Source organism: Vibrio sp. VP6, assembly GCF_028823755.1.
Taxonomy (GTDB): Bacteria; Pseudomonadota; Gammaproteobacteria; order Enterobacterales; family Vibrionaceae; genus Vibrio; species Vibrio parahaemolyticus.
Genome location: NZ_JAPEID010000017.1, coordinates 16,035 through 35,534, shown reverse-complemented (window position 1 = coordinate 35,534; position 19,500 = coordinate 16,035). Strand labels below are relative to the sequence as shown.

The window sequence follows — 19,500 nt, the reverse complement described above, 5'->3', positions numbered from 1 at the left end:
TTGTTACTGTCCGGTTAATCCCGGCTCGCCACGATAAATCACGCGATCATTGCCACGATGAATACCAAATGTGACAACGGAAGATGGGTTTTCTTCTCCAGCACTCTTATTATCCCAGTTGTATTTGAGCCAAGGTAAACCATTTGCAGAGTCATCTAGATCTAACCAAACGCGCGTTTGCTGACGGTATGGTTCCGCTTGAGTTGCAGTTACAGAGCGAGAAGAACCAGAAGACACTTCACCACCAGCTCCTAGTGTAACCGCTTTAGGATCAGCATCAGCACCTGTTGGCCAAATATGTCTTTCAGCGGCAGTGACACCTTTCACATCGGTTTGATTGTCATTAGGGTTGGCGATAAAACGGCTACCATTCCAGTATTCAACTCGGAGTGGCACATGTAATACCGAGCCTTGGTTACCACCAACATCATCTAGATCAATACGACCAAAGCGGATATCGGGTTGTTTTACTAAACGTGAGTTAGAGTCTCCGTCAGTAATAAACTCAACAGGGTCTGCATTGTAGGTATATATCAAACCAATTTGTGATTTATCAGTACCGATCACTGAGTTAAATGGTCCGTCAGGGTAATTGCCACCAAAGTCTTTATTCCAACAAGCACTGCCAATGCACTGACCACTATTACCAATTGAGAAGTCTCCGATACTTTTATCAGATTCGTTGCTCCAGTCACCAGCGCCAAAATCGGGAGCATCAAAGCGAGCCGAATAATCGTCAATATCATCTAGGTTGAATTCCGCTTTTGTAGCAAAGTCTGCATAGTTCTTAATCGCAGCTTTGTTAGCATTCAAAGCCTCTACGCTGAACTCGACCCCATCAAAAGGCTGATTCATGTAAACAAAACTTAGCTCATCAGGGTAAGTCCAAGAGCTGTCCACAACCTTAAAATATTTAGGATAGAAACGACCAACGGTGACGTCATATTCATCTAACTTCTCTCCCAAATACGTTGCTTTAGTTTTAAGGTTTAAAGCGCCAACTTCATCCCAAGCGTATTCAACTGCTTTACCCGCTTTAGCTTCTTCAGAGCTAAAGTCTAAGCTTGAACCTTTACTTGGGTCTAAGTTGGCGATATCACCACCCGATGGATACAAGACAGAAAACTCAGCATCAAGTGGTGCAGCCGTATTTGAATCAGAGAAATAGTTTTGTGTCAGTGGGTATTCACAAACATTGGTAGCATTACCACGTGAGTCACTATGAACGACTGGTTTGTAAGTCACATTAAAGCTTTCAGCAGAGGCAATAAAGCCATCACCAGTAGCTTGTGTCGCAGGGTTAGTTTTTCCACTATTTTTCGCCACAATATTACATGCGGCAATTTTCCATGGTCGAGACTTAACGCTGAATGAGCCATTGAGAACCACTGATTCTTGCTCACCTTTCTCTTCATCCGGAGCGATTGGACACCCATCTGAGTACTGAGGATCACACGTGAAATTCGCATCTTCGAGTTTGATTGTGTACAAGCCCGACTCCATTAGCTTAAAGGTATCTGATGTCTTACCTTGCTCTGAGTCAATAAATTTAGGCTCATATGTTAATAAGCTCTCGTCACTGCGCCCGTCAGCTGGTGTTTCGATTTCCAACTGAACACTTGGTGAGCCCGTGTAACTTTTCACTACCGTTTGCTGGCCATCGCTACAAGCTAATACTCTTGTTTCTATTTGATAATTTTTACCAGCTACGATTGTTTGGTCATCTACGTCAAACTTGAATGGTACAAATTTGAAGGTAGACGTCTGCGTTTTTGATGGATCATTGTCCACCGTAACCTTTAACGTATATTCGTCATTAAGCTCAATACCATTTTGATCTGTAACGGTAACTTGTAGCTTCAACTTACCAAGCTTCGAAGACACATTGCTTGTAGTAAAGCTTGGGTAAGTGCCTGTACCAGTGCTATCAGCAACTTCTACAGAGAGCTTATCGGCATCAGGATAAACCTGCACAGTAACCCCTGTACTTTCCGCATAGCCATCATTCTTGGTTTCTATTTCAAAGCTAGGTTGCTCTGTCCCGCACATCAGCGCATATTGTGTTGCTGGTGATAGCGTTACTTCATAGTTGTCAGAAGGCGTAAAACAGTGGTTATCGGTCGCTATAATTTGTGAGCTGTTGTTCATCTGAATTCGTCTTGCAGTGATCGCACCATTTACAATCGTTGAGTTGCTCAGGTAAACATCTTTTTCACTATACAGTAGACCTGTAAAAACTGCGTTTTGACTAAGTACAACCTGCCCATCACTTGAACCATGTACAAGCACAACTAACTCAGCGTCTCCCACTTCACCAAAGTGGCTATCGTTATTACTTATCGATAGGCTTTTTGTATGGATAGTAACTTTCTCTCCATCAGGTATTTCAATGACTCCTGAATTGTTTAAGTTGATACTCCCCACCCAATAAGTACCTGTTTTAAAAGTTACCTTGCCTTTACCTACAGTTAGGGTGCCAATCACCTCATTATTGCTAAACTCACGCTCATCTTGCCATATATTCACATTAGTCAAGTTCGGGTCATCAGGAGACCGAAAACTTTCAAGCTCCTGTTTTTTCACTCTCAAACCTGAGTCACCCAGACAGCTTTGGCCATCACAGTTAGCTTGGTTATGCATCGTAATATCTGCTGGGCGGAAACCAACGTAACGCTTACCGTTACTTAATTGCGCGCCAGAAATTTTGGCAGTATTACTCATCTCAAGCTTGGCATTATTATTTGAATCCCATGTTTGAGCTGGCGAAGGGAAAAGTTCACAAACCCCATCAACTGGAGGTTTATCAAAAAGGAAATAGGAGAATGGCTCGACAACGTGACCACGTTCCGAGTCTTTTTGCATATCTTCTTCATTGATCAGTGCGACGCCTGTTTTCGTTACAGAACAACGACGTAACCAACCACCATTGTTACCATTACGGGTTCTTTTAGACGCAAGCAACACAGGTGCCGACTTAAAGCCAGAAACAGGAAAGTCACTAACCTGCAAACACCCTTCTGTGATTGGTTTGATGACGTTATCATCCAAGTCCCCTAGAGTGTTTCTTGTTGAACCATCACCTAACCAAAATTTACGGCCATTTACGAAACCCTGCCCTAAACCCGCAACAAAACCAACTTCTTCCGAATGTTTTAACTCAGCGTTCTTTGTTACTTCTGAACGGTCAAGGATTAGTGAAAAACCTTGTGTGGTCGGATTCAAAGCAATAGAACTTAACCAAAGAGGTTGATTATCTTTGTAGTTATTTTTGGTTTGGAGTTGAACCAAAACTCCAGGAGCGGAAGCAAACTGCGTGTTAAGACCATAATTGCGAAATTTAACGTCTTTGCTTCGGTACGTTGAACCACCGATATTCGAATAAGTAAGGTTAGAGCTTACCTTACCTGCTACGATCATTGCATCGCCGTCAAACTTAATCACGCCAGGTTCAATAACTAGGTAATCAATGTCTTCCATTGGCGCGTCAACAAAAGTAACTCTTTCACCTTGGTTGTTGTTTGTACATTGCCACTTTTTCTTGCTTGAGTTATATCTCAAACGCTTACAAGCAGTACTATGAGGTGGAAACAACTGCTTCACTGTGGCTTGAGTCTTGGACTTTGACCACACTCGTAGATCTGACGGGTATTCTGTTTTCTTTTGAGAAAAGTTCGACATTGATGCATCAATCGTCGACATAACGAAGACCAAGGGTTCTTCGTCGTAAGTATTTTGGAACTTGATATCACAAGTGACACCTCGCTCATTGTCTAATACCTGACAGTCTTCAGCACGGATTGTGCCGAATTCAAACTGAGGGTTGTTATTGACAGCAGCAAAACCCGCAAAAGAAGAAAGCAAAAGTACTTTAGCCAGTATTAGCGTTATTATTTTTCTCATTATTTTTACTCCCTAACCCAAATCTCTTGTTGTCGCTGTACTTGTGCAACCCCAGAACCACAAATTGCTGTGGCTTGCACTCTAAATAGAGATTCAGCTTCAGAGGTACCTGCATTAAAGGTACCAATGTTTGAACATGTCATAGCACTTAATTGGCAACCTGTGCCTTGTGTAACATTTGGTGTAGCGCCACTTACCGTATTGGCACAAAAATCGGCCACATCTGGAGTAGTGTCATTTAAAGGATAAAGCTGAGTTAGAGCCCACTCATTGGCAGATTGCGCAATAAACCAAGCTTTCGTTCCTAAGAATTCTCTGGTTAACGTGCTTTGGTTTGACCAACTCACCTTCATTAAAGATGCAGCTAGATAGCCCATCACAATGATGACGAACAATACGACGATCAGGACATTACCTTGCTGAGCTTTTTTACGGAACATTGAGCACCTGCACGTCTTGTTGGTAAACACTACGCTCCCCGTTTTGAGTGAACTCTAAGTTGATATGCACGATACCGCCACGTTGAAGTGTTGGCTCGAGGTAATGCATATCACTAACAGAAGTATCTACACTATCCGCAACCGTAATGTCATTACGCGTGATTTGACCATTGTCGAAGCAGTAACGTACTTCAGAGTTATCTTGATAGATGTAATGACGACTAGAAATGGAAGTACCACCAATCGTACTGGCTGCACCACTGACCACAAAAACATCGCCGGTTTTGACTAAACCGCCGACCGCTAAACTCTGTGGAGAGGTAGATTGTAAGTCTTCATAGCGACTTGGATTGATCACCATCCAACGATTTGCTGGAATAGGATTCAATGTAGAGTCATTTCCTAACAGAAACTCTAAGTTGTTGTTCGTCAGCGTGTAAAAACCAGAATATTCAATCGGCATAAACTCCAAGCAATTGGTAGTTCCGGTAGGGACATGAAAGCTGTTTGGGACTGCGTGACGAATTTCTCGCGACATTTTCTCTAGCACAAACTGCGCTTGCGTTTGCATTCGTTGGCGGTCAATCGTGTCTGCGTACCCCTTCATGCCTAACTGCACATAACCTGCAATACCAAGCATGATGAAGCTACCAATTACGATGGTGACGATCATTTCCATTAAGGTGAAACCACGAGTTTTCATTCAGTAGTTACCTCTTATTGCAGTCAGTGTCAGAGGTTGAGTGTTACTAGCAAAAATCGTAATCGTGACTTTTTTATAGTTAGTGATTCCTGTCGGTGGTGTAGCAGTCAGATTGTCATATGCCACACCGACTTCAACTCGGAAGTTTCGGTACTTGTCTTCACTACTTGTACCCAAAATATCTGAGATATTGCCACGGTTTGTCCCTTGGCATTGACTCGCCGTCGTTGGTGTACTCCAACAACCGATGTAATCATCAACATCGTCAAAGTTTTCGGGAATAGACTCACCAGAGTCAGGACCAAGGTTGGCCGGTAGGGTGCAGGAAGTCGAGTTCTCACCACAACGTAATAGACCGCCATCAAAGTCACTGTTCTCATCAAAACCACGCGCCAAAATTTGCGACATATAGCTTTGTCCAAGCGCAGTTGCTCTGGTTTGGTAATGTGGCAGTGCAGAGTCGCGAATTTGAGGTACAAGAAAGGAGGTAAATGCCACCATCGCAATACCCATCAGGACAATAGCAATGATCATTTCAGCTAAGGTCATACCGAGTTGTTTTCTCATGAGCATGAACCCTCAGAGACATAACCTTGAGAGTTAATCAGCACTCGACATTGGCTTTGACCGTTTACATCACGGATAAGAATAGACACGCCACCAGAAGCGACATTCAATGGATTCCCCAGTAAATCGAAGTTAATCGGGCTTGTTGCTCCAGTTAAACTGAACGTTGCAGCGGAATCTTCAACCAAGTCACTACGAGTCTCTTTCGCACTACCAGTTAATGAACAAGCCGCAACCGAGCCGATACAATTAGAGGAAACTTGCAATTGGAAATTGGTATCTGTGGTCGAGGTGTTTGACTGCATGCGATTCACCTGTACTTGGCGAATCACTGAAATAGCCTGCTCTTGAAGAGCGAATGCAGACACACCACCTTTGCCCATAAATCGGCTAGCAGCGTAGAGAGAAAGAATGGAAAGGAGGACGATCACTAGGATCAGCTCCATTAATGTAAACCCTAATGTAGAGCTGCGAATTTTCATAACCCAACCTTAGGCTTAGGACAAGCGAAGTAAGTATACGATGAAATTATGAGAATAATGATAGGTTTATAAGTTTTAAATTCGAACTGTGAGCAAGTGTACAAATAACTGCCAAAAGGTCATTTCTCTCCTTTTGAGCGCTCCAATTCTTCTTCAATTCGATCGTAAGTTTCTTTGTTGCTTAGCGTCTCAGAAACATGCTCCGCGGTTTGCTTGGTTTGCTCCCACTTTGCTTCATAAGTTTCTGGCTCGAAGCTGATAAATCTTGGTAATACCACATAACCGATCACACCTAAGATAATCAGCACAACCACAAACTCTATTGCACTAAGACCCGATGATTTACGCATATGAACTATTCCGAGATTCATCAAAATATAGAGATAAAGGCCAGACTAGCTGGCCTTTACATTCAAAGTATTAGTCTTTACATGAACCAACAACTTCAGCTTTAGCTGCATTATTTTCATCAGCTTGCGTATACGTCACGTAACACTTGGTGTAACCGTCGTAACCATATGTAATAGTTGTTGCATTGCCAGTGCCACCGCTCACAATAGTCCAATCATCTTCTAGACCTTCCACAACTAAGTTTAGATCCTTAGCTGTAGCTTTAGGGTAACCGTAATTTAGATCGATTGTGTTAGAACCGATGCTAATAGCACCATCTGCAATTGCTTCTTGACCTTCGATTGCAGCTTTACCGTAAGTAATGCCAGCCGCACCAGCCATCGCACCTTTTAGGCCTTCAAGAGCTGAGTTACGAGCATCATCTTGCAGGTTAAGGAAACGTGGTGCTGCAGTTACCGCTAGAATACCTAGGATTACAATAACCACTACTAGTTCGATAAGGGTGAAACCACCTTGTCTTTTCATTGTTTACTCTCTCTATGTAAGCATGCAGTGTGACTGCAAGGTTTCGTTTAGGTCACGCGACCATTTTGGATATTGTCAAAACGGTTTGGAGCAGCAACGTTCACTAAAACTGGCCGTGAAGTGGATACTGTATCTACCGCTTGAGCAGAATGACGAATCGCCATTATTCCGAAAAGGTTTGATAACAAAGGTAATCATTTTATGGTTTACCTTTTATTACAACCTTAGGCTTATGGTAATGTTTGCATTATACCGACTTTCATTCCCATTTATAGTACTTAAGTGTCAAAAAATTCACTCCGCCGACATTTCGACGTCTATTATCAGTCGATTAGCGGTAGACATAACTACAATTGTTTGGCCACTTTCGTAAGTATAGTTGCAGATATAACGATTACTTTTGATTATTCCGCTAATATCTAATAACTCACTAGCCATAATCTTACGTTGCGGGTAATGAACAGCTAACCAATATCCGCAATCGAGTACGCCTTGTTGTGTGAACGGCGACACCAATCCCCCTTCAGTCATGGTGAGTTGAAAACCATCCATTTCCATATGATTGGGCTCACCTTGCACTAACCACGCTTGGTGATAACGCTGAACACTGTCTAGCATCCAAACCTTTGCGAGTTTTGCACCTGTCGCTTGTGCTTCTTCAGTGACTGGCTGCAATTTAATCGCCATTCCAACCACGATGATGACCGCAACTAAGCCAAACATAATGAGCGTTGCTCGGCTTTGATTCTCAACCACGCATTAGCCGCCTTTTATGATGTCCAGCATCCCCCACATTGGTAAGAAAATACCCAATGCAAGTACCATCACCATCCCAGCGACAATGACCAAAAGTAATGGTTCTATTCTTGCCGTCAGTGTTTTAAGGTCATAATCCACTTCTCGATCATAAAAATCTGAGACTTCGAGCAAAAGTTCATCAATACGACCCGTTTCTTCACCAACTGCAATCATTTGAATAACTAATGGCGTAAAAATATTGCTGTTGATGGCGGTAACAGAAATGGTGCTACCCGCTTCGATGGCTGCTTTCATCTCTAAAATTCGATTTTCTAAAAAGCGGTTACCCAATGCTTCACCAGCAAGCGCCAAAGATTGGTTGAGCGGCACACCTGATTTCAACATCAACGAGAATGTTCGAGCAAAACGCGACAATTGAGCGCGATTTACGATATCGCCAACGATTGGTAAGCGGAGACGAAATTTATCAAACTTCTCCCGCCCATCTGCTGTCGCAACCCAAGCTTTGAACACAAAGAATGCACCGACCATAGCGGCAATGAGCAATCCCCAGTAGTGAACAAAGAAGTTGGACGTCGCAATCAAGATCCGAGTTGGAAGCGGCAACTCAACCCCAAAACGAGTAAACATCGATGCAAACTCGGGGATAACCAGAATGTTCAGAATGAACATGGCGATGGTAATAAATACTATAACGAACGTCGGGTAGCGCATCGCGGCTTTAATGCGTTTGCGTGTTTCTAGCTCTTGCTCATAGTAGTTTGCTAGCTGCAGCAATGCTTCATCGAGTCGACCGGTATTCTCACCCACGTTGATCATGGAAACGAATAACGGACTAAACACTTTGTTGTGCGGCTGCATCGCAGACGATAAGCCACGACCATTACTCAACTCAGAAACCACATCTTCTAGCGCTTCTTTAAGCTGTTTGTTCTCACAGTTTTGCAGTAAGCCGCGCATTGAGCGCAGCAAAGGCACACCAGCTTTAGTTAAGCTGAACAACTGACGAGAAAACAGGATAATCACTTCCAGTGGAATGGCAGGAACCAACAATTTAGACAAACTAACGTGGTTCTTTACGCCTTCTTTCTCTAATCGCAGATTGAGCGGGATGATCCCTTTATTCATCAACGCTTCCGCTGCGGCTTCTGAATTCACCGCATCGACTTTGCCACTGGTTGATGAGCCGTCTAATGTGCGGCCTTGATAACGAAAAGTTGGCATTCACTTACCTACATGAAAATGGGATCAGTTTTACCCGAAGCGTCACCCTCGCCGAGGGTCATCACTTCATCCAGGCTCACAGCACCTTGCAGTGCAAGCTCCATTGCTGAGGCAAGAAGCGGTTTGTAGTTTTCTGAACGTCGAGCCGCTTGTGCAAAGCCAACCGCATCATTCGCGCGCAGCTTGTCCATCATCTCATGTTCCAGCTCAAGCATTTCAAACACACCGATTCGACCTCGATACCCCGTCAAGTTACAGTTTTGACAACCTGCGCCTTTGTGGAAAGTCACCCCAACTTGATTTGGAAAACGCCCCGCTAACCATTGTTGACGCGACTCATCGAGATGATCTTGGGTTTTACAATCTGGACAAACACGGCGAACCAATCGCTGAGCCACAACGGCACGCACGGCACTGGCAACAAGATAGCCTGGCGCCCCCATATCGATCATACGCAGTGCGCTGTCGACCGCATCGTTGGTGTGCAACGTACTCAATACTAAGTGGCCGGTTAGTGCTGCTCTCAAGCCAATCTCTACCGTCTCTTGGTCGCGCATCTCACCAATCAAAATAATGTCAGGGTCTTGACGCAAGAAGGTGCGTAACACGCGTGAAAACGTTAAGTCGATCTTGCTGTTGATCTGTACTTGCGTGATACGTGGTAAACGGTATTCCACCGGATCTTCTGCGGTGATGATTTTTTTACCCGGTTCATTGAGCTCACTCAACGCGCCGTAAAGTGTCGTGGTTTTACCCGATCCCGTAGGGCCGGTTACCAAAATCATGCCATGAGGACGAGATAACTGACGACGCAAGCGCGCCAGTAGCTCAGGCGGTAAACCCGATTCTTCTAATGGACGTAAGCCTGACGACTGGTTAAGCAGACGCATTACGACCGATTCACCGTACTGAGTCGGTAACGTCGACATACGAATATCAATCGATTGACCACGAACTTTGATGTTGAAGCGACCATCTTGCGGCAGACGCTTCTCAGAAATATCCAAGTGCGCCATCAATTTAAGGCGTAATACCAATGCAGAAGCGATGTTCACTTCGTTCAGAATGGTTTCATGCAGCACACCATCGACACGCTGGCGTAAACGCAGGACTTTATCGTCTGGTTCGATATGGATATCCGATGCACCAACTTGCACCGCGTCTTCAAACATCGAATTAACCAGTTTTACAACGGTGACTTCTTCACTGTCAGCTTCATCGATGCCATAGTCAAAGCTTTGTACGTCTTGGTGCTCGGCTTGTAACTGCTCAGCAAAGGACGCGATCTCTTTGGTACGGCGGTAGTAACGGTCGAAACTGCTGATCAACTGACGCTCAGAGGCTATGATGAACTCAAGGTTGTACTCACCTAGCAAGTTCATTAAAGACTCTTGGGTAAACAGATCCGCCGGATCACTCATCGCAACACGTAAAGTGTCACCATTACGAGCCACCACCATTGCACGTAAACGACGAGCATGCACTTCTGGCAGTATTTGCACCGCATCCGCATCCACTGGAGCACGTCCAAGATCGATCAACGGTAATCCTAGTTGCTGAGACAAAAACTCCAGCATTTGCTTTTCGGTAATAAACCCGAGGTCAATCAGGGCATCACCTAATTTTTGTCCGGTACTGCGCTGAGCAGATAGAGCTTGCTGGATTTGATCTTCCGATACGATGCCTTCTTCAACGAGTAGGTCACCTAAGCGTTTTCTCAACTGAATTTTCATTGTGCGCTCTCCAGTTGCTTTAAGATGGTTAATCGATCGCGAATGAAAGCTTGCGACTGATTCGAGATCCCTACTTTACCTAACGCTTCGTTGTAAGAGTTAATCGCAGCAGTAAAAGTGAGCGCTCGCTCTTGCTGAATCGCCAAACCAAGCCACCAGCGGGCATTGTCTGGCTCGCGTTGAGTCAGTAGCTGGTAGCTTTCTAATGCGATGTCGTTTTGCTTTTGTTTCTGCGCAAGGGCTGCGCGCATTGCCAAGTAATCTCGACTCGGCATTGGAGGCAAGTGAACCAGTGGGCTCAGTGCCGCAGAAGGCTGATTGGCTTTAACCAATAGCTTCGACAACGCGAGTCTTAGCGGTTGGTTATCCTTGTCAAGGTTGATGCCTTCTTGCAGGATTTCGTAAGACTTTCTGGTATCCCCTTTACCGAAATAAAGCGCCGCCAGCTTTTGACGCGTTTCGATATTGCTTGGCTCATAACGCAATGCTTCGGTATAAGCAGAAAGCGCCGTTTCCATATCGTTTGCATCAATGGCTTTTTCTGCTCGACTGATCGCTTTCAACGATAACTGACGGTGTGAAAGTTCAACTTGCTCAATGCGCATTGAACTCTCTTCAACCAAATTGGCTGTCGTATTGCTCGGTGCATTCGCTACTTGCGCGATCAGCATCGGAGCGTCTGAACTCATATCCGCATCCGCACGTGAACCAAATACGCCCTCACTAGGTTGAGGCGTTGGTAATGCTGCAACAGCTCGCGGTTTTTCTACAGGTTTAGAATAAACCACGTTGCTGGTTTCTGGCGTCATCTTATTGGTAGGAGAAGATGCCAGACGGTCAGCATTAGTGGTGTCTAAAGGTTGCGTTGCGCTTGGTTGGAACGATGTGAACTCATCCGAAGGTGTAGGGCCTTGGGACACAGCCCAGCCGCCGACGGCAAGACTTAATGAAAAACCAGCAACCAACCACAGCCAAGGTTTACTGCGTGAGACATTCGGAATCTCAGCACGAGTAAGTTCACTCGGTGATGTTTTTTCAGCAAGTTCAGATAATGCTTTATTGATGGCACTCAAGGTTGACTCCATCCCCAAAATACGGGTGTTTTAAACTTAGGTTTACGGGCATCAAACGTATCGTGCATGGCCGCATAAACGTGATGATTTTTCAGTAAGGTACAACGGTCGTTAAACGCAGCTAACAGAGCTTTATGGCTAATTTGGTTGATCAACCTTGGTATGCCCATGGCAGAACGCCAAATCGCTTTTTTCTGTTCAATGGAGAAAATGTGCGACCCATTGCCCGCTTTGTCTAAGCGATTATTGATGTACGCAACCCCTTCATCGACAGATAACGGACGCAGCCCACAACTGAACGTAATGCGTTGACGAAACTGCCGTAATTCGTGCATGGACAAGCGTTCATCCAATTCAGGCTGACCGAAAAGTACCAACTGAATCAATTTGTCTTGCTCGGTTTCTAAGTTGCCGAACAAGCGCAGTGTTTCTAAAGCCTCAGGAGAAAGAGCTTGAGCTTCATCGACGATCAGAACGGTTTTCTTCCCGGTTGAATGCACACGAATCAAGTGTTCTTGAATTAAAGAAACAATGCGCAATGGATCGTCATTATCAATACCTAGCTCTCTTGCCACGGCAAACTGCAATTGCTCTCCGTTGAGCACAGGATTGGGTAGATAGACCAATTCCACTTGCGATTCGATCTGTTCAATCAGCTTGCGACAAACCATGGTTTTGCCCGTACCAACTTCACCTGTAACCTTAATCACCCCTTCACCCATCTGCACGGCAGCTAAGATGGTTTGAATCGCCTCATAGTGAGGCACTAACCCCAAAAACATTTCCGTATTTGGGGTCAGTGAGAAAGGTTGAACTCGAAATCCAAAATGCGACAAGTACATAACGAATCACAAACTCTTTGAAAAGCTAACGTTTCTTCTGCGCTTATTGCGCATCAGGGAACCACTCTTGCAGCAAATCACGCGAGCGCCCTTTTAAGCAGAATAACTAGCTCGGTTTTTTGCGTCACATTCGAAGTGTTGCGGAACAAGTGACCCAGAGCTGGCACGTCGCCAAGGAATGGGACTTTTGACACTTGTTCGACATTTTGTTGCTTCATCAAGCCACCGATAACCACAACATCGCCATCTTTCGCACGAATGACCGAATCAGATTCTCGAATCGAGCTTTTTGCCAAAGGCAATTGAATGTTTTGAAAATCACCACCAAGATTTAACTGCTTCACTTCTTCTGTGACTTCAATGACCGCTGGATGCACATGCAAGAACACGTTGCCCTTGTTGTCGATTTGTGGCGTCACATCAAGTGAAATGCCCGAGAAGAATGGCGTCAGTTCTACTTCAGGAACCGCATTAGAGTTTTCACCATTACCCGCATTACTGGAAAGCTCAGTTACGAAGTACTGATCGGTACCAACTTTGATCACTGATTTTTGGTTGTTCGCCGCCGTAATACGTGGGCTTGAGAGTACATTGAGGTCGCCTTGCGTCGACATAAAGTTTAATACCGCCTCGAAGTTACCATCAGAGATCGTAACGTTGGTTTGACCGCCAAGAAGCGTACCAATCGCATCTAATGGAGGCAGAGCAGAAGCGGGGCGATTAACAATGATACTGCCTGAGTTACCAATTGACGCCGATAAGTTCGACCAGTTAATACCTTGCTGGTAACCATCGCTAAGCGTGACTTCTAAGATTTTCGCTTCAAGAATCACTTGGCGTTGCATTCGTTCTTGAGACACACCCAAAAACTCGCGCACTTCACGAATATCATCAGGGAAAGCTCGCACGGTGATCACGCCAGCTTGTGGCGTAACTACCACACTTTGGCCTTTACCCGAACCAATTAAGTTCGCCACCGCTTGTTGCAACATTGGCCAAAAATCACTTTCGGTGATGGTTTCAATGCGCGTTCCGCCTGTTGATGTCGTCGAGCTATCATTGCCGTTATTGCTGTTGTTGGAATCTGAAGAGTCTGAGCTGTCAGAGCTACCACCAGAATTGGACGTACCAGCCGAAGTAACGGAGCCCGTGACAATGCTCGTCAGTGAGCGACCTGAGCGTTTAAACTGTAGGTAGTCGACTGGAATCGTCACCGTACGCATACCTGCCGGATAAACTTGGATTACTTTGCCCGATTTCATGACATCGTAACCGTACATGTTTTGTACAACGCTAAGCACTTCATCTAATGTCACGTCAGAAAGGTTGACCGTGATATTGCCTTGAACCGCTGGATGAATCGCAACGCTGTATTCTGTCCCTTTTACCAACGAAGCAAAGAAACTTCTCGCCTCTACTGCATTGGCTTGGATACGAAAACGCTTTGACGTTCCGTTATCAGAAGAAACATTGGAGTCTAAGTTAGGCATAAGATCCGCTTCTACCGAAGAAGGAATTTCCTCCAACGCGCGGCTATTCGCTTGATTGATAGATTCATTGAGAGCTTGCTTCACTTCAACCGGATCGCGGTGACCCATCGAACATCCCATTAAAGAAGCAATCGTTATTCCTACAACTAATTTGCGCATATCTGATCAGGCTCTGGTTATTATTTTTTTACGTTTAAACCAAAAAGCTCAAGGTTCCACTGACGGCTACCACGCTTTAAAGTTACAAATTCACTATTGATGCTTGCTACTCGATAACCGTTAAACAGTTCACCCTGTTCGACAAGTCGGTTATTCATGATTGCGACACATTCGGTATTCGGCTTACAGACAATGCTGTTCAGTGTCGGCAAGCGGTATTGTTTCGCTTTGGGCTTGGCAGACACCTCTGCTGGTTTTTGCCAACCAAGTGGTGCAGTTGGATCCTGATTTGCCAAGACTGAACCAGACAAGGCGATAGCCGCGATTGAGATAATGAGTTTTTTAACCACCGATAAACTCCTCTCGAGAACCTAATGTGTACACTTCAAGCACTAACTTCGCTTTTGGATATTCTTCTACTTTGTAACTGAAGCTACGCCAAAAATAGCTGGCAGGTAAGCTCTCTAACTTGTTTAAGTAGTTGGCGATAGAAAAGTAGTCACCAGTTAGCTCCATGCGTACTGGGTGTACGTAGTAGCCAGAGTATTGTGATGCTTCTTTATCTTCTGTGATCGGCTCAGATGGCAGAGTCTGCAATGACACCAAGTGAATGCCACTTTGCTGCTCTAATACGCTCTCTAATACGCCCGCCATTTGTGAAGGCGTTACCAAGTGTTCAATAATTTGTGACAACTGCATCGAAAGATGCTGACTTTCCGTCAACAGGTTGGAAATTTCCCAATCAATATCCGCGTTTGGATCTTTCTTCAATTGAGCCTTAACACGTAAAATATCAATTTCTGTTTTTTGGTTTGACTGCTTTAAGTTACTCAGCTGTCTTTCATTGTTTGAGATCTGATTGAGCTTAGGTTCTAGCACCAACGTAAACAGCAACATAACTACGGTCACGAAGCCACACAGCGCCACCAGCATTTTCTCGCGCGCGCTCATGTCTCCAAAGCGCTCTTCTAATGAGCTCCAGAATTCGTTCATTTCTCTTTATCCTCGCGCGTTTTCAACTCAAACGTCACTATGTCTTTCTCATTGCGACCGATTTTCACGTCGTCAAATGTTCGCCCAACAAGACTGATCTCATTCTTGAACTGGCTTACCCAACTCGGCACTGAACTCGGAGCTTTCGCTAAGCCTTTTAAATCCAAGGTGTTGTTGTTGATGCGAATTTCGGATAAAGAGATTTCTTGGTTGCCCAATTTTGCTAATGACTGCATCACACCTGAGTAACCCGTGCGTTGCGAATCATCGTACTTGCCCACCGCTTTCAAGGAATCTCGCTTAGCTTTGACTTCACGCTCTAGACGCGCTTTGGCCGCTAACTTATTTGGATCAGGCTGATGCTTACGCAGCTTCACTTGGTAGTAATCTAAGTCAGACTTAAGAATATCGCCCTTGCCTTTCACAATCGCGATTTCATCTTCCAAACCTTCACTTTGCCAAGACACGTAGCCGTAAGACAACAGAATCACAGCCGCAGCCGCACCCCAAGAAATCGCCACATTTTTTAGCGTAAGGAGATCTTTTTTCGGCTTTAAATGATCAGGATATAGATTGACGCGTCGATTTGTAGACGCCGCCGCCGCATCCGCAAGCACATGACCAGAGAGTTCATGTTCTTCAGGCAGTAGTGACGATACTTTGGTGCTTAAGCGGTAGTTAAGCGACTGAACCAATTCGTTCTCATCTTCTTCATCACAGCACACTTTCAATTGGTGCAACTGAACCTGACGAAGCTGAGCAGAGAGGTAGTCTATCGAACGTTGTAGCTCCAGAGACAAACTGTCCATCTGTAGCTCGCTTGACGGTACGCCAGTAAGAGGAGGTGTCACGCTACGAATCGAACGATGGAATGCAATGGTGTGCTCAACAAAAGCACTGATGCGGAAATGCCCACGAGCGCTGCGTTGCAGCAACAAAAAGTTACCAAGCTCACCAGCGGTATCACCCCAAACATCATCTTCCGGAATGATCGCTTCTAACGGCAATTGAGCACGACTAGCCAGTAGCACAATTTTATCAAGCATCTTTCTTGATAAAACATAAGCTTGCACTTTACTTGAGTTTGGTAGCTCTACCGCATCAGCGATGATGTCGATGGCACGCTCAGAAATAAGCTCTTTGAGTAAAAACGGCAGCGCCGCCGACCACTCTTGGCGTGGCATGGCTGGCTTGTCGATTTGATACATCTGATAGTAGTTGTGTGACAGCACTACGGTCAGAGAATCATAAGCGCTCGCGGCAACGCTTAACGCTTGCTCAACAGCGCGTTCCCAATTTGATTCAGAAATTTCAAACTGAGACGGACGGCCACTTTTAGCTGGTGATGATAAATAAACTGCGTCTGGCTGAATAACCAAAAAGCAAGAGCGACCACCACCAGATGATCGCATCAGCTTGTCGAATACTGCTTTAAATTCCATGATTATTATCTTTATTTTTTCCGCCAGCGATTTCGTCTTCCCAATTTAACTTGGGATTCTGATTGAGAATGTTGCGCTGTTTGTGGGCGAGGAAGATATTGCTGCTCTGCAGAAAAATAGCGTCCTTGTCCGCCGTACACACCTAATTCAAGAAGCGTGTTTAGCTCTTGTTGATTCTCAATTCCCACTGCTATGATTTTGGTTTTGCTGTTCGCCGCTGCACCTAGCATACTGCGGACAAAAAGCTGGTTCTCATGTCGCTGATCGATTTTTGCTACCAAGCTGCGATGAAGCTTGAGATAACGAATGTCCACTTCTTTTAGGTAGTGAGTGCTGACGATGGTTCGTCCCGCTTGCCCCACCATGAGATGGCATCCCAAACCAGCCAGCATTTTAGCGACTGGTCGCATAAAGTCTAAGTGTCTTACAAATTGTGCTTCCACAAACTCAAAATTGAGACACTTTCTCTGCTCGCGTGACAACTGTAAAAGTTCATCACGAAACCACTTGAAGTATTCGCGACTCGAAAAAGGCGTCACATTTAGATTTAGAGCATAATTTTTAGAGCTGTCAAAATTCTCTTTAAAGTCTTTTAAGAATTTATGAAGTACAGCTCTATCCATTTGAGCTTCATAGCCCACTTGTCTGATAGCAGAGATAAACCGGGACGCTTTAACAATGCCATTTTCAGGATCCCGAATTCGACATGTTAACTCTTCGTGTAAGGCTTTTTTATGCGTCGCATCACTTATTGAGTGAACCGATTGTGCGTAGAGTATCACATTTTCTGATGTAAGTGCCGTATCAAATAACGTACGCCATCTCACACTTCCGCGCGCTTCTTCATCGTGGTTCCATTTCTTAAAACGGCTCCAGTTATTGTTGTTTTGTAGCTGCGCACTTCTAAGTGCCGTTTCCGCCTCATCAATAATTTGGCTGTGTCGCTCTCCCTCTTTGTACATAGTGATACCAATATGGCACCAGTTGTCGGGGTCGAGCGGATCTGGCGGCGTAAGTTTCTCTAGTTGACGAATACATTGTGAGGCCAAGTTGGCAACATCTTTGGCGCTTTGATGAGGTAAGAACAGTGCAAAATCGGCATCGTAATAACGCGAGAACACCACATCAGGGTAACGCTGCACTAAATTGGATAACAAGCTGCCGACTTCAACAATAAACTCATCGGTGATTTGCTTATCTTGCTCTTCTTCCACGAGCTTCCAATCTTGAATACGAATCAGCAAGACCGCGCCACGTGCGCCACTCTCTAAAAGAGCCGATTCCAGCTTGCTATCAAAGAGCACTCGATTGGCTGTTCCAGTGAGCTTATCGAGAAAAGTTTGAGTGCGGATAAAGGTATCAAAGCGGCTGCGCTCCTGGCGCGCATCCTGTAATTCTTCAATCAACACGTCAAGTGCTTCACTCGCGGTGTAAGGCCACTCTTTTTTATCTCCCTTGGCGTATTGCTCAACTCGCCCCGCCAAGATCATTCTTCCTCGCTCTTCCAGCATTTCTGAACCAGCAAGCTGCTCTTTTAGCCACGCAACACCGCGCATCAAACAAAAGATGATCAAAATAACGGCGAGAGTGATCGACCACAACGCCTGCATGGAGTAGCTGTAACCTAAGTAAGGAGGGATGGCTTTAAAGCGGATGACATAGTCTTGATTGTGAGTCAGCTGGTACTCAGTTTCAAACAAGGCCGACGCTTCTATTTGATGCGAAGTGTCTTTGAACCGATAAACGACGGCGTTGTTTGTCGAGAGCGTCATTTCAACGATGTTGCTTGCTTGCAACATTTTGGGCATCCAACGCTGCATAGAATAAGCTGCATCAGGATCTTCCATCTCTTTATCAACAACCTCGACAATCCCTTCCAAGTAGTGGGTAAGATATTCTTGCCCAAGTCGTTTGAAAGAGAGGGTGCCGCCGACAAACAAGATAAACATTGCGCATATAACGATCATGGTGACAAAAGCCACCAGCCGCGTGCTTAGCTTAAGAGTTGGGGTATACCTCATGAATACCAAATTCCTTTTCTATTCATCATATACCTTATTGAAATATTTATACTTGATAAGTGCTCGGCAAACAATCGGATTAGTCTGATTGTGAGAGTTTGAAGCATATAGAGAATTGCTTTCATTGATAAGCTTTATCGTTAGTGTGAAGTGATTAAAAAGATCGGGCTCACATGCTGAATTCAGGCAATAAAAAAGCCGCGATATTCGCGGCCTTTTCGATTCAAACATAGCGGGGATTTAGAACGGAATATCGTCATCAAAATCCATTGGTGGCTCGTTGTATTGCTGCTGTGGTTGCTGCGGAGCCTGTTGCTGCTGTTGAGGTGCATTGTATTGCTGCTGAGCCGGTTGTTGAGGTTGACCCCAACCGCCTTGCTGCTGTTGTTGACCGCCCATTGCAGGAGCGCCACCTTGAGCACGGCCACCAAGCATTTGCATTACACCATTGAAACCTTGAACCACAACTTCTGTTGAGTAGCGATCTTGGCCACTTTGGTCTTGCCATTTACGAGTTTGAAGTTGGCCTTCAACGTAAACTTGTGAACCTTTACGCAGGTATTCACCAGCAACTTCTGCCAACTTACCGAACAACACAACACGGTGCCATTCTGTTTTTTCGCGCTGTTCGCCAGTCGCTTTGTCACGCCATGACTCAGAAGTAGCAATCGTGATGTTTGCTACCGCACCGCCATTAGGCATGTAACGAATTTCAGGGTCGTTACCTAGATTCCCCACCAAAATAACTTTGTTAATTCCACGGCTGGCCATGATGTGCTCCGTTTCACTCTGGATC

The 19,500-nt window shown here is 45.0% G+C and carries 17 protein-coding genes and 1 pseudogene; all 18 read right to left on the bottom strand.

Annotated features, from left to right (window positions below; translation table 11 throughout):
- Positions 1-3 precede the first annotated feature (3 nt).
- Positions 4-3,900, bottom strand: a complete 3,897-nt coding sequence (locus OU793_RS12575) for a DUF6701 domain-containing protein (RefSeq protein ID WP_140103012.1) — start codon at positions 3,898-3,900, stop codon at positions 4-6.
- 5 nt (positions 3,901-3,905) lie between these two features.
- Positions 3,906-4,340 (bottom strand): hypothetical protein, encoded by a 435-nt coding sequence (locus OU793_RS12570; protein ID WP_009707649.1) that lies wholly within the window; start codon positions 4,338-4,340, stop codon positions 3,906-3,908.
- Positions 4,330-5,043: a PilW family protein gene (locus OU793_RS12565; protein ID WP_029828005.1), complete on the bottom strand. Its 714-nt coding sequence runs from the start codon at positions 5,041-5,043 to the stop codon at positions 4,330-4,332. The genes OU793_RS12570 and OU793_RS12565 overlap by 11 nt, the downstream gene beginning before the upstream one ends.
- Positions 5,044-5,610: a type II secretion system protein gene (locus tag OU793_RS12560; protein WP_005481015.1), complete on the bottom strand. Its 567-nt coding sequence runs from the start codon at positions 5,608-5,610 to the stop codon at positions 5,044-5,046.
- Positions 5,607-6,092 carry a type II secretion system protein gene (locus OU793_RS12555; protein WP_025504359.1) on the bottom strand — a complete coding sequence of 162 codons (486 nt, stop codon included), beginning with the start codon at positions 6,090-6,092 and terminating at the stop codon, positions 5,607-5,609. Before OU793_RS12555 ends, OU793_RS12560 begins: the two co-directional genes overlap by 4 nt.
- 119 nt (positions 6,093-6,211) lie before the next feature.
- Positions 6,212-6,442, bottom strand: coding sequence for a type II secretion system protein (locus OU793_RS12550; RefSeq protein WP_005432800.1), 231 nt, complete (start codon positions 6,440-6,442; stop codon positions 6,212-6,214).
- Positions 6,443-6,512: 70 nt separating this feature from the next.
- Complete coding sequence (locus tag OU793_RS12545) at positions 6,513-6,968, bottom strand: type II secretion system protein (RefSeq protein ID WP_025504361.1); 456 nt, start codon at positions 6,966-6,968, stop codon at positions 6,513-6,515.
- 294 nt (positions 6,969-7,262) lie between these two features.
- A complete protein-coding gene (locus OU793_RS12540; RefSeq protein WP_025504363.1) occupies positions 7,263-7,724 on the bottom strand; it encodes a hypothetical protein in 462 nt (153 codons plus the stop codon).
- A gap of 3 nt (positions 7,725-7,727) precedes the next feature.
- On the bottom strand, positions 7,728-8,951 hold the full coding sequence (locus OU793_RS12535; protein WP_015297334.1) for a type II secretion system F family protein: 1,224 nt from the start codon (positions 8,949-8,951) through the stop codon (positions 7,728-7,730).
- Positions 8,952-8,959: 8 nt separating this feature from the next.
- Positions 8,960-10,684, bottom strand: coding sequence for a GspE/PulE family protein (locus OU793_RS12530; protein ID WP_005456306.1), 1,725 nt, complete (start codon positions 10,682-10,684; stop codon positions 8,960-8,962).
- Positions 10,681-11,757, bottom strand: a complete 1,077-nt coding sequence (locus OU793_RS12525) for a lipopolysaccharide assembly protein LapB (RefSeq protein WP_193237448.1) — start codon at positions 11,755-11,757, stop codon at positions 10,681-10,683. The genes OU793_RS12530 and OU793_RS12525 overlap by 4 nt, the downstream gene beginning before the upstream one ends.
- A complete protein-coding gene (locus OU793_RS12520) occupies positions 11,754-12,599 on the bottom strand; it encodes an ExeA family protein (RefSeq protein WP_005497278.1) in 846 nt (281 codons plus the stop codon). Before OU793_RS12520 ends, OU793_RS12525 begins: the two co-directional genes overlap by 4 nt.
- Positions 12,600-12,642: 43 nt before the next feature.
- A pseudogene (gene mshL / locus OU793_RS12515) lies at positions 12,643-14,248 on the bottom strand (pilus (MSHA type) biogenesis protein MshL).
- Between the two features lie 20 nt (positions 14,249-14,268).
- On the bottom strand, positions 14,269-14,598 hold the full coding sequence (locus OU793_RS12510) for an MSHA biogenesis protein MshK (RefSeq protein ID WP_005481006.1): 330 nt from the start codon (positions 14,596-14,598) through the stop codon (positions 14,269-14,271).
- Positions 14,591-15,241: a type II secretion system protein GspM gene (gene gspM, locus OU793_RS12505; RefSeq protein ID WP_140103015.1), complete on the bottom strand. Its 651-nt coding sequence runs from the start codon at positions 15,239-15,241 to the stop codon at positions 14,591-14,593. The genes OU793_RS12510 and gspM overlap by 8 nt, the downstream gene beginning before the upstream one ends.
- Positions 15,238-16,683: an MSHA biogenesis protein MshI gene (locus tag OU793_RS12500; protein ID WP_005481017.1), complete on the bottom strand. Its 1,446-nt coding sequence runs from the start codon at positions 16,681-16,683 to the stop codon at positions 15,238-15,240. The genes gspM and OU793_RS12500 overlap by 4 nt, the downstream gene beginning before the upstream one ends.
- Positions 16,684-16,694: 11 nt before the next feature.
- On the bottom strand, positions 16,695-18,704 hold the full coding sequence (csrD, locus tag OU793_RS12495) for an RNase E specificity factor CsrD (RefSeq protein WP_011106082.1): 2,010 nt from the start codon (positions 18,702-18,704) through the stop codon (positions 16,695-16,697).
- A 240-nt stretch (positions 18,705-18,944) separates the two neighbouring features.
- Positions 18,945-19,475, bottom strand: coding sequence for a single-stranded DNA-binding protein (locus OU793_RS12490; RefSeq protein WP_005466625.1), 531 nt, complete (start codon positions 19,473-19,475; stop codon positions 18,945-18,947).
- Between the last annotated feature and the right edge of the window lie 25 nt (positions 19,476-19,500).